At 62.7% G+C, this 15,429-nt stretch carries 12 protein-coding genes; 7 read left to right on the forward strand and 5 right to left on the reverse strand.

Annotated features, from left to right (window positions below; genetic code table 11):
• Nucleotides 1-102 precede the first annotated feature (102 nt).
• Nucleotides 103-738, forward strand: coding sequence for a glutathione transferase (yfcF, locus tag ACRAWE_RS17060; protein ID WP_432525645.1), 636 nt, complete (start codon nucleotides 103-105; stop codon nucleotides 736-738).
• A gap of 74 nt (nucleotides 739-812) precedes the next feature.
• Here the strand turns inward: yfcF and ACRAWE_RS17065 are convergent, their stop codons facing one another.
• Genes ACRAWE_RS17065 through ACRAWE_RS17075 form a run of 3 tightly spaced genes read right to left on the reverse strand, consistent with a single transcriptional unit; the run spans nucleotide 813 to nucleotide 4,845 of the window.
• A complete protein-coding gene (locus ACRAWE_RS17065; RefSeq protein WP_197667918.1) occupies nucleotides 813-2,054 on the reverse strand; it encodes an aromatic amino acid transport family protein in 1,242 nt (413 codons plus the stop codon).
• A 58-nt stretch (nucleotides 2,055-2,112) separates the two neighbouring features.
• A complete protein-coding gene (locus ACRAWE_RS17070; protein ID WP_432525647.1) occupies nucleotides 2,113-3,567 on the reverse strand; it encodes an NAD-dependent succinate-semialdehyde dehydrogenase in 1,455 nt (484 codons plus the stop codon).
• Nucleotides 3,568-3,579: 12 nt separating this feature from the next.
• The gene (locus ACRAWE_RS17075) at nucleotides 3,580-4,845 is read right to left on the reverse strand and encodes a 4-aminobutyrate--2-oxoglutarate transaminase (RefSeq protein ID WP_019453096.1); all 1,266 of its coding nucleotides are present in this window, start codon (nucleotides 4,843-4,845) and stop codon (nucleotides 3,580-3,582) included.
• A gap of 121 nt (nucleotides 4,846-4,966) precedes the next feature.
• Here ACRAWE_RS17075 and ACRAWE_RS17080 point away from each other — a divergent pair, with 121 nt between their 5' ends.
• Complete coding sequence (locus tag ACRAWE_RS17080; protein ID WP_074055029.1) at nucleotides 4,967-6,439, forward strand: PLP-dependent aminotransferase family protein; 1,473 nt, start codon at nucleotides 4,967-4,969, stop codon at nucleotides 6,437-6,439.
• 22 nt (nucleotides 6,440-6,461) lie between these two features.
• On the opposite strand, the gene ACRAWE_RS17085 is transcribed toward ACRAWE_RS17080, so the two are convergent.
• Nucleotides 6,462-8,081 (reverse strand): ABC-F family ATP-binding cassette domain-containing protein, encoded by a 1,620-nt coding sequence (locus tag ACRAWE_RS17085; protein ID WP_432525649.1) that lies wholly within the window; start codon nucleotides 8,079-8,081, stop codon nucleotides 6,462-6,464.
• A gap of 307 nt (nucleotides 8,082-8,388) precedes the next feature.
• On the opposite strand from ACRAWE_RS17085, the gene ACRAWE_RS17090 reads away from it, so the two are divergent.
• A complete protein-coding gene (locus ACRAWE_RS17090) occupies nucleotides 8,389-10,410 on the forward strand; it encodes an FAD-dependent oxidoreductase (protein WP_019453099.1) in 2,022 nt (673 codons plus the stop codon).
• A 34-nt stretch (nucleotides 10,411-10,444) separates the two neighbouring features.
• On the opposite strand, the gene rlmG is transcribed toward ACRAWE_RS17090, so the two are convergent.
• Complete coding sequence (rlmG, locus tag ACRAWE_RS17095; protein ID WP_019453100.1) at nucleotides 10,445-11,584, reverse strand: 23S rRNA (guanine(1835)-N(2))-methyltransferase RlmG; 1,140 nt, start codon at nucleotides 11,582-11,584, stop codon at nucleotides 10,445-10,447.
• A gap of 149 nt (nucleotides 11,585-11,733) precedes the next feature.
• Between rlmG and ACRAWE_RS17100 the strand changes: the two genes are divergently transcribed.
• The 4 genes from ACRAWE_RS17100 (at nucleotide 11,734) to ACRAWE_RS17115 (ending at nucleotide 15,225) form a co-directional block, all read left to right on the forward strand.
• The gene (locus ACRAWE_RS17100; protein WP_004937154.1) at nucleotides 11,734-12,240 is read left to right on the forward strand and encodes a M48 metallopeptidase family protein; all 507 of its coding nucleotides are present in this window, start codon (nucleotides 11,734-11,736) and stop codon (nucleotides 12,238-12,240) included.
• 50 nt (nucleotides 12,241-12,290) lie between these two features.
• Complete coding sequence (locus ACRAWE_RS17105) at nucleotides 12,291-13,271, forward strand: Gfo/Idh/MocA family protein (RefSeq protein WP_019453101.1); 981 nt, start codon at nucleotides 12,291-12,293, stop codon at nucleotides 13,269-13,271.
• Between the two features lies 1 nt (nucleotide 13,272).
• Nucleotides 13,273-14,004 (forward strand): glutamine amidotransferase, encoded by a 732-nt coding sequence (locus ACRAWE_RS17110; protein ID WP_019453102.1) that lies wholly within the window; start codon nucleotides 13,273-13,275, stop codon nucleotides 14,002-14,004.
• 252 nt (nucleotides 14,005-14,256) lie between these two features.
• Complete coding sequence (locus ACRAWE_RS17115) at nucleotides 14,257-15,225, forward strand: TerC family protein (RefSeq protein ID WP_019453103.1); 969 nt, start codon at nucleotides 14,257-14,259, stop codon at nucleotides 15,223-15,225.
• Nucleotides 15,226-15,429 lie beyond the last annotated feature (204 nt).

Raw genomic sequence — 15,429 nt, forward strand, 5'->3', positions numbered from 1 at the left:
GCCGCGCACCCTGCCCTAAAAGAACTTTTGGCCTAACAGATTGATTTTTAGCCTCCCCTCGACAATGATCAATGTTCCCCCCTTAACCCCGAGGAACCGCCGATGTCTCAATCGATCACCGAACTTTATACCGACAGTGAATTTTTCAGCCCGTACGCCATGTCCGCCTTTGTCGTGCTGACGGAAAAAGGCATTCCGTTCACCGTGAAGCCGGTAGACCTGGCGAAAGAGGAGAACAAAGAGGCGGCCTATGCGGCGTTGTCGCTCACCCGCCGGGTGCCGACGCTGGCGATCGGCGAATTTCAGCTCTCGGAGTCTTCGGCGATCGCCGAATATCTGGAAGACATCCACCCGGCTCACGCCGTGTACCCGCGCGACGTAAAGCTGCGCGCCAAGGCGCGCGAAATCCAGGCCTGGCTGCGCAGCGATCTGCTGCCGATCCGCGCAGAGCGCCCAACCGAAGTGGTGTTCAGCAACGGTAAGTTCCCGCCGCTGTCCGAAGCGGCTCAACAGGCCGCGCACAAACTGATCGCCGCCGTGGAAAAGCTATTGAGCCACGGGCAGGATAATCTGTTCAGGGAATGGTGCATCGCCGACACCGATCTGGCGCTGATGCTCAATCGGCTGGTGATGCACGGCGATACGGTGCCGGAGCGCGTTCGCCATTATGCGCACAAGCAGTGGCAGCGCCCTTCGGTGCAGGCCTGGCTGGCGCTGTCGGAAAAGCGGCGCGCCTGAGAAAAAAAATCGGCGGCCACGACGCCGCCGTTCTCAATGCCGAGAAACAACATCACTGCTTGAGGGAAGGCAAATCACCATCCAGAGGGCAGATAGCCTAACAATGAAGCGATGGCGTACACCGCGCTGGCCAGGTACAGCAACACAATGCTGATCTGCAGCAGCGGGTGCGTGATCCAGTTGCACTGCCAGCGTGGCGTCTGGTCGCCGTGTTTGCGCGCGCCGCGCAGGATCAACATCGGCATGATCGACAGGATCACCCCGCTGAACACCCCGGCAAAGTAGAGCGCGTTGACGAACGACACCAGCCCGCTGTAGGCCAGCGCGAACGGCGGCACCACCACCAGCAACAGCACGCCGAAGCGGCGCAGCGGCAGCTCGTCGTTGCCCAGCCGGAACTTGTCGAAAATATTGGTCAGGAAGCTGCCGCCCAATCCCCAGTACGAGGTCAACATCGCGCACAGCGCGAAGATGTTGGCGGAGAAGAACGCCCACTGCCCCAGCGCCTGGCCCCAGGAAATGGTGGCCACGTCGGAGATGTCATCCAGCCCGCTGAGCGCAATCACCGACATCGGCACCGCCGCCAGCAGAATGAAGGTCACCGCCATGCCGACGATGATCGCCTTCGGCAGCTGTTCCGGCTTGTCGGCAAAGCCGCGCGCCATCTCCGGCACGATGTACTGCGCCGAGAAGCAGAACACCACCACGTTGAACACCGGCACCATATAGCGCCAGTCGCCGTCCAGCAGGTTGCGCATCTGGGTGGTGTCTTTCAGCAGCGTCGCCGCCACCAGCGCGGTCAACATTACCACCATGCCGATGCTGATGAATTTCTCGCCGCGGCCGATCGCTTTCAAACCGAGGTACAGCACGCCGGCGGCGGGTACGAAGAACAGCAGGCTGCCCAGCGCCGGCGAGATGCCGAACAGCGATTGCAGCAGCTTGCCGCTGCCGGTCATATAGGCGGTGAGCGCCCCGACGCTGTTGACGCACACCGAAGCGAACATCAACCAGGCACCCAGCCCACCGACGTAGCGCTTCGCCAGCCCGCTCAGCTGCAGATGCGCGCGGGTGCGCAGCGTGGATTCAGCGACGTACAGCATGGTGATGGTGGTCAGGCTCCCCACCAGTACCAGCCAGAACAGCAGCGGCAGGAAACCGGCCTTGCTGGAGGCATAGGCAATGGAGAGCACCCCGGCACCGATGTTGGTGCCGACGATCATCGCCACCCCTTCAAGGAAACTTAACGATTTGGCGGGTGCAGGTGCTCGCACCCCGGCGGCAAGCGCCGGAGAAACAGAGATATTTTCAGACATGCATCATCCTTTATCGCCCGGCGACGCTGGCCGCCGGGATGGGTTAACGTCCTGACGCTCAACAGCTCACATCGATACACAGGTATTTCAGCTCCAGATATTCTTCTATCCCGTAGCGCGATCCTTCACGCCCGAGCCCTGACTGTTTCACGCCGCCGAACGGCGCCACTTCATTGGAAATCAGCCCGGTGTTGATGCCGACCATGCCGTACTCCAGCGCTTCCGGCACGCGCCACTGGCGCGCCGCGCTCTGCGTGAACAGGTAGGCGGCCAGGCCGAATTCGGTGTCGTTGGCCATGGCGATGGCTTCCGCCTCGTCATGGAAACGGAACAGCGGCGCCACCGGCCCGAAGGTCTCCTCTTTGGCGAAGCGCATCTTCTGCGTCACGCCGGTCACCACCGTCGGCTGGAAGAAGGTGCCGCCCAGCGCGTGCGGCTGGCCGCCGGTGGCGATCTGCGCCCCTTTGATCAGCGCGTCATCGATGTGGCTCTGCACCTTCGCCACCGCATCGCTGTCGATCAGCGGTCCCTGGGTGGTGCCTTCGTGGCTGCCGTCGCCGACTTTCAACTGCTCGACCGCCGCCACCAGCTTCTCCGCCAGCCGCTCGTAGATGCCATCCTGCACGTAGATGCGGTTGGCGCACACGCAGGTCTGGCCGCTGTTGCGGAACTTGGAGGCCATGATGCCCGCTACCGCCGCGTCCAGATTGGCGTCGTCGAACACGATGACCGGCGCGTTGCCGCCCAGCTCCAACGACAGTTTCTTGATGCTCGGCGCGCACTGCGCCATCAGGATGCGGCCGACCTCGGTCGAACCGGTAAAGCTCAGCTTGCGCACCACCGGGCTGTCGCACAGCACCTTGCCCACCTGCGCCGCTTCGCCGGTCACCACCTGCAACACACCGGCGGGAATGCCGGCATCCTGCGCCAGCTTGGCCAGCGCCAGCGCGGTCAGCGGCGTTTGCTCGGCCGGTTTGACGATGATGGCGCAGCCCGCCGCCAGCGCCGGCGCCACCTTGCGGGTGATCATCGCCGCCGGGAAGTTCCACGGGGTGATGGCCGCGCACACGCCGATCGGCTGCTTCACCACCACCAGGCGCTGCGAAGCCTGCGGCGCCTGCAATACCGCGCCGTCTACCCGCTTGGCCTCTTCGGCGAACCAGGTGATGAACGATGCGGCGTAGGCCACTTCCCCGCGCGCTTCCGCCAGCGATTTGCCCTGCTCGGCGGTCATCAGCTGCGCCAGATCCTCCTGCGCGGCCAACACCTTATCGGCCCAAGCCAGCAGCAGCGCGGAACGCTGCTTGGCGGTCAGCTGTTTCCAGTCGTTTTGCGCCCGCTGCGCCGCTGCGATCGCCTGCTGGGTTTCCTCTTCGCTGACCAGCGGAATGCTGGCCAGCTCGGCGCCGGTGGCCGGGTTGATCACCGCTTCGCGCTTGCCGCTCAGGGCGTCGCACCATTCGCCATTGATCAGACACTGGCTGCGCAACAGCTCGGGATTGTTCAATTTCATGCCGTTCGCTCCTTAGTGGGCCAGCGCGCGGGACAGAATGCCCATCGCCTTGGTGAACTGATCGTCCGGGATGGTCAGCGGATACAGGAAGCGGATCACGTTGCCGTTCACGCCACAGCTCAGCAGCAGCAGCCCTTCCTCCATCGCCTTCTGCTGCACCTGACGGGTGATATCGGCTGAAGGTTTACCGGTAGCCGGATCGTTGAACTCCACCGCCACCATCGACCCCTGCGCGCGCACATCGGCGATCGCCGGGCTGGTTTTACGCGCCTGCTGGAGCACTTCCACCAGGTGTTGGCCGAGGCGTTGGGCGCGCTGGCACAGCTGTTCTTCGTCGATCACGTCCAGCACCGCGTGCGCTGCGGCCACCGCCAGCGGGTTACCGGCGTAGGTGCCGCCCAGCCCGCCCGGCGCCGGCGCGTCCATCACCTCGGCGCGGCCCGCCACCGCCGACAGCGGCATGCCGCCCGCCAGGCTTTTCGCCATGGTGATCAAATCGGGCTTAACGCTGTAGTGTTCCATGGCGAACAGCTTGCCGGTACGGGCGAAGCCGGTCTGCACTTCGTCGGCGATCAGCAGGATGCCGTGCTGATCGCACAGCGTGCGCAGCGCCTGCATGAACTCGGCCGGCGCCACGTTGAAGCCGCCCTCGCCCTGCACCGGCTCCAGCACGATCGCCGCCACCTGCTTGGGATCGATATCCGCTTTAAACAGGCGGTCCAGGCTGTTCATCGCGTCTTCGGTGGTCACGCCGTACAGCGCGTTCGGGTACTGGCCGTGGAACACCGAACCGGGGAATGGGCCAAAGCCCAGTTTGTAAGGCGCCACTTTGCCGGTCAGCGCCATGGTCATGTAGGTGCGGCCGTGGAAGCCGCCACCGAAGGTGATCAACCCCGGGCGGCCGGTATAAGCGCGGGCGATCTTCACCGCGTTTTCCACCGCTTCCGCGCCGGTGGTGAAGAAGGCGGTTTTACACGGGCCGGCGATCGGCGCGCGCTGGTTGATGCGCTCCGCCAGCGAGACATAGCTTTCGTAAGGAACGATCTGATAGGCGGTGTGAGTGAAGGCCTGCAGCTGCTTTTCAATCGCGGCGATCACCTTCGGGTGACGGTGGCCGGTGTTCAGCACGGCAATCCCCGAGGCGAAGTCGATCACTTCTTTGCCCTCCACATCCCACAGCGTGGCGTTCTCTGCGCGCTCGGCGTAAAAACCACACATCACGCCCACTCCGCGCGGGGTGGCGTCCTGACGGCGTTGGTTCAATTCTGCGTTTTTCATGCTGTTCTCTCCGGTCGGTGCCAGTTACACGTTTCGTTCACATTCGTGAAACAATGCCGTTTATTTACACAGGATGTGGCCCTATAATCGAGTGCCAGTTACGAATAATTGAGGGATCCAATTGCGCTCATTGAGTGGTGATCTGTTGCTGCAGCGCCTTGGCGAACAGCCCGATGACAAGCTGCACAAGCGGCTTTACAACGCGATTCGCACCAGCATTCTCGACGGCAGCCTGCCACCCTCCAGCCGCCTGCCCGCCTCGCGCGACCTGGCGCAGGAGCTCAGCCTGTCACGCAACACTGTGTTAACCGTTTATGAACAACTGTTGGCGGAAGGCTACGTGTCGGCGCGCGCCGGCAGTGGCACCTTCGTCGCCGAAACGGTGCCGGACAGCTGCTTGTCCACCGGCGGCGCTCCGGCGGACGACAGCGGGCAACCGCGGCGCATCGAGCTGTCGGAACGCGGTGCCACGCTGCTGCACCACGCCAGCGCCAGCCCCAAACAGTGGGGGGCGTTTATTCCCGGCGTGCCCGACGTCAACGCCTTTCCCCACCAGCTGTTCAGCAAGATCCAGGCGCGCCTCAGCCGCCGCCCGGCGCCGCAGCGGCTGACCTACAGCAATCAGGGCGGCAGCCCGGAGCTGCAGCATGCGTTGGTGGAGTATTTGCGGGTGGCGCGCTCGGTGCGCTGCTCGCCGGAACAGATCCTGATCACCGAGGGCATCCATCAGGCGATCGATCTGGTGACGCGCATGTTGTGCAATCCGGGGGATGACGCCTGGATCGAAGAGCCGGGCTATTGGGGGATCCGCAATATCCTGCGCATCAATGCGCTGAACATCTGCCCGCTGGCGGTGGACGAGGCCGGGCTGGTGCCGCCGGAGCAGCCGGTCAACCCGCCGCGCCTGATCTTTGTCACCCCGTCGCACCAGTACCCGCTCGGTTCGGTGATGAGCCTGGCGCGCCGCCAACGGCTGCTGGCGCTGGCGCGCAATGCCGGCGGCTGGATCGTCGAGGACGACTACGACAGCGAATTCCGCTTTTCCGGCCAACCGATCCCGGCATTGCAGGGGCTGGAAGCCGACGCGCCGGTGATCTACATCGGCACCTTCAGCAAAACGCTCTACCCGGCGCTGCGCCTCGGCTATGTGGTGTTGCCGCCGCCGCTGGTGCAGGCGCTGAAAACCGCCCACGCCGAGCTGTACCGCGGCGGGCACCTGCTGATCCAGAGTGCGCTGGCGGAGTTTATTCAGGAGGGGCACTACACTGCGCACATCCGCCGCATGCGACTGCTGTACGCCCGGCGGCGCGCCTTCCTGACCGGGTTGATCGAACAGCACCTCGGCAAGCAGGCGCTCAGCGAGTTCAACAGCAACGCCGGCTTGCACCTGATCCTCAACCTGCCGGACGAGGCCGACGACGTGGCGATCGCCGCCGCCGCCGGCGCGCGCGGGGTGTTGGTGCGGCCACTGTCGCGCTATTACATGCTGCCCAACCGCCGACGCGGCCTGCTGATGGGCTTCGCCTGCGTGCCGGAAGAGCAAATGGCCGCCGCCTTCACCCAACTGCTGGCGTGCATCAACGCCCCGCACTAGGTCAGAGCGCCGCCCGCCTGCCTCACCAGGCCTGCAGTCGCCAACCGTCCGCCCGTAGGTGCAGGCGATGCGTCGGCCGCAGCGCCTGCAGGAAGTCCTCGTCATGCGACACCACCAGCATCGCGCCGGGGAAATCCGCCAGGGCGGTTTCGATCGCCAGCGACGACGCCAGATCCAGATGGTTGGTTGGCTCGTCCAGCAACAGCAGCTGCGCCGGTTGTCGCCGCCACAGCGCACAGGCCAGCGCCGCCTTCAAGCGTTCACCGCCGCTGAGCGAGCCCAGCGGCAACGCGATGCGGTCCGCACCGAGCTGCAGCTGCGCCAGACGGGTGCGCAACGCGCCTTCCGCCAGCGGTGAATCCTGCAGCCCCAGATGTTCCATCACCGACAGGCTCGGGTCGAGCTGCGACAGGGTTTGATCGAGGTAGGCCGTCGACAGCGGGCAATGACAATGGCCGGAAAGCGCCGTCAGCTGGCCGAGAACGGTCTTCAGCAGGGTGGATTTGCCGCAGCCGTTGGGGCCGGTCAACGCCACGCGCATCGGGCCGTCGATCCGCAAATCCAGCGGCGGCGCGCTGACGAACGGCAGCTGCAGCCGCTCGAGCACCAGCACCTGCTTATTTGCGCTCACTTCGCTGCCCGGCAACGCCAGCAACACCGGCTGTTCCTCTTCTACCCGCTGATAGGCTTCGCGCACCGCCGCATCGAGACTGTCGCGCTGATCCTGATGCTGTTTGCGCAGCGTGCCGAGGCTCTCCTTCGCCGCTGATTTGTAGGCCACCCGCTCGAAAGAGGCGATATTCAACGTATCGACGACGCGCAGCGTTTGTGCCGAGCGCCGCTGGCTCATGTCGTGCTCTTTCTGCTGACGGGCGCGAGTGCGGCGGCGCTCTTCGCGCGCATGCTCCAGATCGGCGCGCGCCGCCTGCTGCTGCGCATCGCGCTGGCGCCGGTAGTCGTCGTAGTTGCCACCGTAACTGCGCAGCGCGCCGGGCGTCAGTTCGACGATGCGCTCCATGCGCGCCAGCAGTTGCCGGTCGTGGCTGGCGATCAGCAACCCGCCGCGCCACTGATCCAGCTGGTGATACAGCCAGGCGCGGCCGGCGCTGTCGAGGTGGTTGGTCGGTTCGTCCAGCAGCAGAAAGTCCGCCTCGCCCAGCAAGGCGCCGCACAGCGCCGCGCGCATCCGCTCGCCGCCGCTCAGAGAGTGTGCGGATCGCAAAGGATCGAAGGCCGGCAGCCCGGCGGCAGCGAAGGCATTTTTCAGGCGATCGTGGAGATCCCATCGCCCTTCCAGACGATCGATATCGTCCGCCAGCGGCCGCCCCTGATCGAGACGCGCCAGCGCGGCGAACACCTCACCGTAGCCCAGCAGCTGCGCCAGCGTGGTGTCCGCGCCGATCTCCGGCTGCTGCGCAACGTAAGCCAATGCGGCATGGGATTCGACGTGCCCGTTGCCCGGCTGATCCAGCCCGGCGATCAGGCGCAGCAGCTGGGTTTTGCCGACGCCGTTGCGCCCTACCAGGCCGCAGCGCTGCCGATCGAAAGCGAGATCCAACGGGCCGAACAGCGTTTCGCCGTCAGCAAATTGGTAGGTCAGTTGATGTAAAACGAAATAAGGGGACTGCGCAAAATGAGCCATAAGCACTCCTGAATGAGATCAAAACATCCCCACAGGGCGCGAGAGCGCACGGCGTGGGACCAGATATCAACAGGCGTGGTTGTTCATTTTCGGTTATGGCTCCGCAGAGAGAAGGAATTTGCAACGCACAAAGGCTAACCGATCTTTTGTTCGTTATGCAAACAGAGTCTGAGATTCATGATGTCTATCACATTCGGCACAACACAGATTCCCAAGCGGCGCGACAACGGCTAGATTTATCTCATCCGACCACTTTTGTTCACATAATAATAACAACGGGCCCTGATTTCACCCGATGGAGAGTGCAATGAGCAATTACCCTCACCTGCTGGCGCCACTGGATCTCGGTTTCACCACCCTGAAAAACCGGGTGCTGATGGGATCGATGCATACCGGCCTGGAAGAGCTGCCCGATGGCCCGCAGCGCCTGGCTGCGTTCTATGCCGAGCGCGCCGCCGCCGGCGTAGCGCTGATCGTCACCGGCGGCATTGCCCCGAACGAACAGGGCGTGGTGTTTCGCGGCGGATCGATCCTCAACAACGAGGCGCAATTGCCTCACCACCGCCCGGTGACCGAAGCCGTCCATCAAGCGGGCGGCAAAATTGCGCTGCAAATCCTGCACACCGGCCGCTACAGTTATCAACCTAAACTGGTGGCCCCTTCCGCGCTGCAGGCGCCGATCAACCCGTTTACGCCGAGCGCGCTCAGCGAAGCGGAGATTGAGCAAACCATCGCCGATTTCGCCCGCTGTGCGGCGCTGGCGCAGCAGGCCGGCTACGACGGCGTTGAGGTGATGGGTTCCGAAGGCTACCTGATCAACCAATTCTTGACGACGCGCACCAACCAGCGCGACGACCAATGGGGCGGCAGCTTCACCAATCGCATGCGCTTCGCCGTCGAGACCGTCAGGGCGGTGCGCCAGGCGGTGGGCCCGGAATTCATTCTGATCTACCGGCTGTCGATGCTCGACCTGGTGGAAGACGGCTCCAGCTGGCAGGAGATCGAACAGCTGGCGCTGGCGGTCGAACAGGCGGGGGCGACGATCATCAACACCGGCATCGGCTGGCACGAAGCGCGCATCCCGACCATCGCCACCATGGTGCCGCGCGCCGGGTTCAGCTGGGTGACCCGCAAGCTGATGGGCAAGGTCGGCATCCCGCTGATCACCACCAACCGCATCAACGACCCGGCGGTGGCCGAGCAGGTGCTGGCGGACGGCTGCGCCGATATGGTGTCGATGGCGCGTCCGTTCCTCGCCGACGCTGCCTTTGTGCAAAAAGCCGCCGAAGGGCGCGCCGACGAGATCAATACCTGCATCGGTTGCAATCAGGCCTGTCTCGACCAGATCTTCGAAGGCAAGTTGACTTCCTGCCTGGTCAACCCGCGCGCCTGCCGCGAAACTGAAATGCCGCTGACGATGGCGGAGAAACCGAAAAAACTGGCGGTGATCGGCGCCGGCCCCGCCGGACTGGCCTTCGCCACCACGGCCGCCAGCCGCGGCCATCAGGTGACGCTGTTCGACGCCGCCGATCAGATCGGCGGCCAGTTCAACATCGCCAAGCAGATCCCCGGCAAGGAAGAATTCCATGAGACCCTGCGCTACTTCCGCCGCCAGCTGGCGCTGCGTGAAGTGACGGTCAGGTTGGGCGTTAAGGTCGAGGCGGCGGATTTAAGCGAATTCGATGAGGTGATCCTCGCCTGCGGCATCGTGCCGCGCACCCCGGACATTCCCGGCATCGGGCACGCCAAGGTGCTGAGCTATCTGGACGTGCTGCGCGATAAAAAACCGGTCGGCCAGCGCGTGGCGATCATCGGCGCCGGCGGCATCGGCTTCGATACCGCCGAGTACCTCAGCCAGCACGGCGTGTCCAGCAGCCTGGATCAGGCTGAATTCAACCGCGAATGGGGCATCGACGGCCGCCTTGAGCAGCGCGGTGGGCTGGCGGAGCAAGGGCCGCAGGCGCCGCGCGCCGCCCGGCAAATCTACCTGTTGCAACGCAAAACCAGCAAAGTGGGTGAAGGCCTGGGCAAAACCACCGGTTGGATCCACCGCGCCAGCCTGGCGATGCGCGGCGTGAAGATGCTCAACAGCGTCAGCTATCGGCTGATCGACGACGAAGGGCTGCACATCACCCGCGCCGAGCAAGATAGCTGCCTGCCGGTGGACACGGTGATCGTCTGCGCCGGGCAGGAACCGCGCCGCGAGCTGCAGCAGCCGCTGCTGGCGATGGGCAAAACCGTGCACCTGATCGGCGGCGCCGACGTGGCCGCCGAGTTAGACGCTCGTCGCGCGATCGATCAGGGTACGCGGTTGGCGATGGCGCTATAAAAAAGGGGCGCCCGGCGCCCCTTGTTATTCACTCTCAGCGACGCGCGCCAGATTTCACCGCTCGAAGGATCACGAACTTCTTGTTCGAGGCCACCAGCGTACAGTTGCCGAACAGGCGCTTGAGCTTCTGGTGATAGTCGAGATGACGGTTGCCGACGATGCGCAGTTCGCCGCCCACCTGCAGGCAGCGCTTGGCGTCGCAGAACATCTGCCAGGCAGTGTGATCGGTGATGGCGTGTTGCTGGTGGAACGGCGGGTTGCACAGTACCGCCTGCACGCTTTCACGCTCGATGCCCGCCAGCGCGTTGTTCACCTCAAACTGACAGCGATCCAACTCTTGCGGCAGATTGTGCTCCACGTTCAGTTCGCTGGAGGCCACCGCCATGTATGATTCATCGACGAAGGTCACCTGCGCTTCCGGGTTCTGCGCCAGCGCCGTCAGACCAATCACGCCGTTGCCGCAGCCCAGATCAACAATGTGGCCGTTCAGGCCGCGCGGCAGATGTTGCATAAACAGGCGCGCGCCGATATCCAGGCTGCCGCGCGAGAAGACGTTGGCGTGGTTGTGGATCAGCCAATCGGTGCCGTCCAGCGTCCAGTCGGTGGTTTCTGCCGCCGCCGGTGGGACGATGTCCGCCGCCTGGCAGAAGATCAGGCGCGCCTTCTTCCACGCCAGGCTGGTGCGCGTTGGGCCCAGCACCTTTTCAAACAGCTGCATCGTCGAGGTGTGCACGTCGCGGGCTTTGGCGCCGGCGACGATCAGCGTGTCTTCGGTAACAACGTGGCGCAGCGCGCGCAGCTGCTGTTCCAGCAGCGCCAACGCTTTCGGCACGCGAATCAGCACCACCGCCGGCGCCGCCGGCAGTTCGGCCAGGCTGTCCAACAGCGTGACCTGCTCAGGATCCAATCCGTTGAGCTTCAGGTTGTGGCGCGTCGCCAGCTGGCTCATGTACGAGTCGCTGACGCTGTAAGGGCGATGCGCGTGCAACGCACAGGCCAGGGTGCCGAAGTTATCGTTGAAAATCAGCACCGGGCGGCCGCCGATATCTACATTTTCAAGCTGTTGCAGCAGATATTCGTCCGCCGCTTCCCACGCCTGCAGTTGGGTGGATTCTTCCTGTTGGGGATAACGCTCCAGCTCAAGTTGCTGTGTTCCCAGATCGAGTTGGCTCATTGCCCCTCCTGACTGATAAAATTTGGGCTGTTTATCCCCTAAAAACGCCCATCAGTAAAATGTTTTTTCGGATAAATTGCGTATGTCAGGATTTGAGCGAAAAAACAGCATAGAATGACCAGCTGAATGGCCGTTGATACGGAACAAGAATGTCTGAATTGACCTACCTGCAAGGCTACCCAACGCATCTGCAAAGTCAGGTGCAGCAACTGATCCATCAAAACCGGCTGGGTGACGTGCTGCTGCAGCGCTATCCGCAGGTGCACGACTGTACCACCGACAAATCGCTGTATCAGTTTACCGTCGATCTGAAAAATCAGTATCTGCGCAACGCCCAGCCGCTGAGCAAGGTGGCTTACGACAGCAAGATCCACGTCATGAAGCATGCGCTTGGCCTGCATACCGCCATCTCGCGCGTGCAGGGCGGCAAGCTGAAGGCCAAGGCGGAGATCCGCGTGGCGACGGTGTTCAAAGTCGCGCCCGAGCCGTTCCTGCGCATGATCGTGGTGCATGAGCTGGCGCACCTGAAAGAGAAAGATCACAACAAGGCGTTCTACAGCCTGTGCTGCCACATGGAGCCGGATTACCACCAGCTGGAGTTCGATACCCGGCTGTATCTGACGCACCTTTCGCTGTTCGGCGAGCTGTATGCATAGCGAGTGGGGGCGTGATAATCTGCGGTTTTAGGCCTGGACCGGAGCTCGCCATGATTCGCTTTGCCGTCGTCGGCACCAACTGGATTACGGAACGTTTTATCGATGCCGCCCATGAAAGCGGCAAACTCAAGCTGAGCGCCGTGTATTCACGCTCGCTGGAACAGGCGCAGGCGTTTGGCGCCAACTATCAGGTCACGCAGTTTTTCGACTCGCTGGAGGCAATGGCCCAGTCCGACGTCATAGACGCGGTGTATATCGCCAGCCCCAATTCCCTGCACTGCCCGCAATCGCTGCTGTTCCTGCGCCATAAGAAGCACGTGATCTGCGAGAAGCCGCTGGCTTCCAACCAACGCGAAGCGGAACAGCTGGTGGCCTGCGCGCGGGAAAATCAGGTGGTGCTGTTCGAGGCGTTCAAAAGCGCCTATCTGCCTAATTTCCTGGCGCTGCAGCAGGCGTTGCCGAAAGTCGGCCGGCTGCGCAAAGTCTTCATCAACTACTGCCAATACTCGTCACGCTACCCGCGCTATCTGGCCGGCGAGAACCCCAACACCTTTAACCCGCAGTTCTCCAATGGCTCCATCATGGACATCGGCTACTACTGCCTGGCCAGCGCGGTGGCGCTGTTCGGCGCGCCGCAGTCGGTGCTCGCCAGCGCCACGCTGCTGGATACCGGCGTGGACGCCCACGGCACCGTCTGCCTGAACTACGGCGATTTCGACGTTACGCTTTCCCATTCCAAGGTCAGCGACTCGGCGCTCCCCAGCGAGATCCAGGGAGAAGAAGGCACACTGATTATCGACAAGATTTCCGAGTGCCAGGGCGTGGCGCTGACGCCGCGCGGCGGCAACCGCCAGGATCTGAGCCAGACGCAGCACATCAACACCATGCTGTATGAAGCGCTGGCCTTTGCCGAGCGGGTTGAGAAGCACCAGGTCGAGCATCCGGGATTGGAGCATTCGCTTATCGTCGCCCGCCTGCTGACCGACATCCGCCGCCAGACCGGCGTCGTCTTCCCCGCCGACGGAGAATAAGATGAAACCGCTGCTCGTCATGCAAACCGGCGATGCGCCGCAGGCCATTCGTCAGGAACTGGCCAACTTCGAAGGCATGTTCCTGCAACAGGGCAATATCGATGCCGAACGCGCGCACATCGTGCATCTGCCCGCCGGCGAGCGGCCACTGCCGCCGGCCACCTATTGCGGCGTGGTGATCACCGGTTCGCCGGCGATGGTGACCGAACAGCTGCCGTGGAGCGAAGAGGCCGCCGAGTGGCTGCGTCAGGCGATGGCGATCAAACTGCCACTGTTCGGTGTTTGTTATGGTCACCAACTGCTGGCCTATGCGCTTGGCGGCGAAGTGGGCTACCACCCGCAGGGCATGGAGGTCGGCACGCTGGAGATCGAGCTGCTGCCCGCCGCGGCCGACGATCGGCGGCTCACCCTGCTGCCGCCACGCTTCAAGGCCAATCTTATCCACTCGCAGAGCGTGCTGGCGCCGCCCGCCGGCGCGCAGACGCTGGCGCGTTCGCAACAGGATGCGCACCAGATCCTGCGCTATGGCGATCATGCCCTGACCACTCAGTTCCACCCGGAATTCAACGGCGCGGTGATGAGCCAGTATCTGCAGTGGCTCGGTGAGCTGCATCCCGAGCAGCAATCCCTCTATCAGCAGAAACAACAACAGGTTAGCGATACGCCGTTCAGCCGCCTGCTGCTGCAGGGATTCGTCGTCAGCCTCGGCGCGCAAAAAGCGTTGGCCGGCTAACGCGATTCACGTTGACCGCCGACATATTTTGCATTACTTTCTGCTCTGCAAAGGGGAGTAACTTCATTGCCGGTCAATCGTCATTACGATGCGCAAGCATCCGGTTACCGGGCAACCTGATGTCAAAGGTGTAACTACCTTCATCAACGTTGTAAGTGAGACCTTGCCGGAAGGCGAGGTTTGCTTGCAGCGTTCACAGAGCGGCTGGCGTCTTCCGACGTTGGCCGTTTTTGTTTTTGAAGGATACCTCTGATGATGAATACCGTTGGCACACCGTGGTTATGGGGCAGCTTCGCCGCCGTCATAGTCGTGATGCTCGCAATCGACCTCCTGTTGCAGGGCCGTAAAGGCGCGCACACCATGACCCTGAAGCAGGCCGCCAGCTGGTCGCTGGTGTGGGTCAGCCTCTCCCTGCTGTTCAACTTCGGTTTCTGGTACTACCTGAACGAAACCGCCGGGCGCGCCGTCGCCGACACCCAGGCGCTGGCCTTCCTGACCGGTTACCTGATCGAAAAAGCGCTGGCGGTGGATAACGTGTTCGTCTGGCTGATGCTGTTCAGCTACTTCTCCGTGCCGGCCAACCTGCAGCGGCGAGTGCTGATCTACGGCGTGTTGGGCGCGATCGTGCTGCGTACTATCATGATCTTCGCCGGCAGCTGGCTGGTCAGCCAGTTCCAGTGGCTGCTGTATCTGTTCGGCGCTTTCCTGCTGTTCACCGGTATCAAGATGGCGCTGGCGAAGGAAGATGACTCGGCGATCGGCGACAAGCCGCTGGTAAAATGGCTGCGCAGCCGCCTGCGCATGACCGACAGCCTCGAAGGCGAGCGCTTCTTCGTGCGCCGCAACGGCATCCTGTTCGCCACCCCGCTGGTGCTGGTGCTGATCCTGGTAGAGCTGAGCGACGTGATCTTCGCGGTGGACAGCATTCCGGCGATCTTCGCCGTGACTACCGATCCGTTCATCGTGCTGACCTCTAACCTGTTCGCCATCATGGGTCTGCGCGCCATGTACTTCCTGCTGGCCAACGTGGCGGAGCGGTTCTCGATGCTGAAATACGGCCTGTCGGTGATCCTGGTGTTTATCGGCATCAAGATGCTGATTATCGACTTCTTCCACATCCCGATCGGCGTGTCGCTCGGCGTGGTGGCGGGCATCCTGGCGCTCACCTTGCTGATCAACGCCTGGGTCAATCGCCGCAACGATCGCCTGGCGAAGAAATAACCATAATCTGTTATCCGGGGCGCTAGTCGCCCCGTGATTGTTTGGCAATTCCCGCAAAACGCCAAACGTTATTACGATCACACAAATGTAACCAGTATGTTATCAAGTGTTGATCCGCGCTCAGAATTTCACCCTCGCCTCTTTCCAACATCATTCTATTGCTGAATACTGATTCGGCAAACACACTTAGTTACAGAATCACAT

The organism is Serratia sp. BFP-2025, from assembly GCF_050880365.1.
Taxonomy (GTDB): domain Bacteria; phylum Pseudomonadota; class Gammaproteobacteria; order Enterobacterales; family Enterobacteriaceae; genus Serratia; species Serratia surfactantfaciens.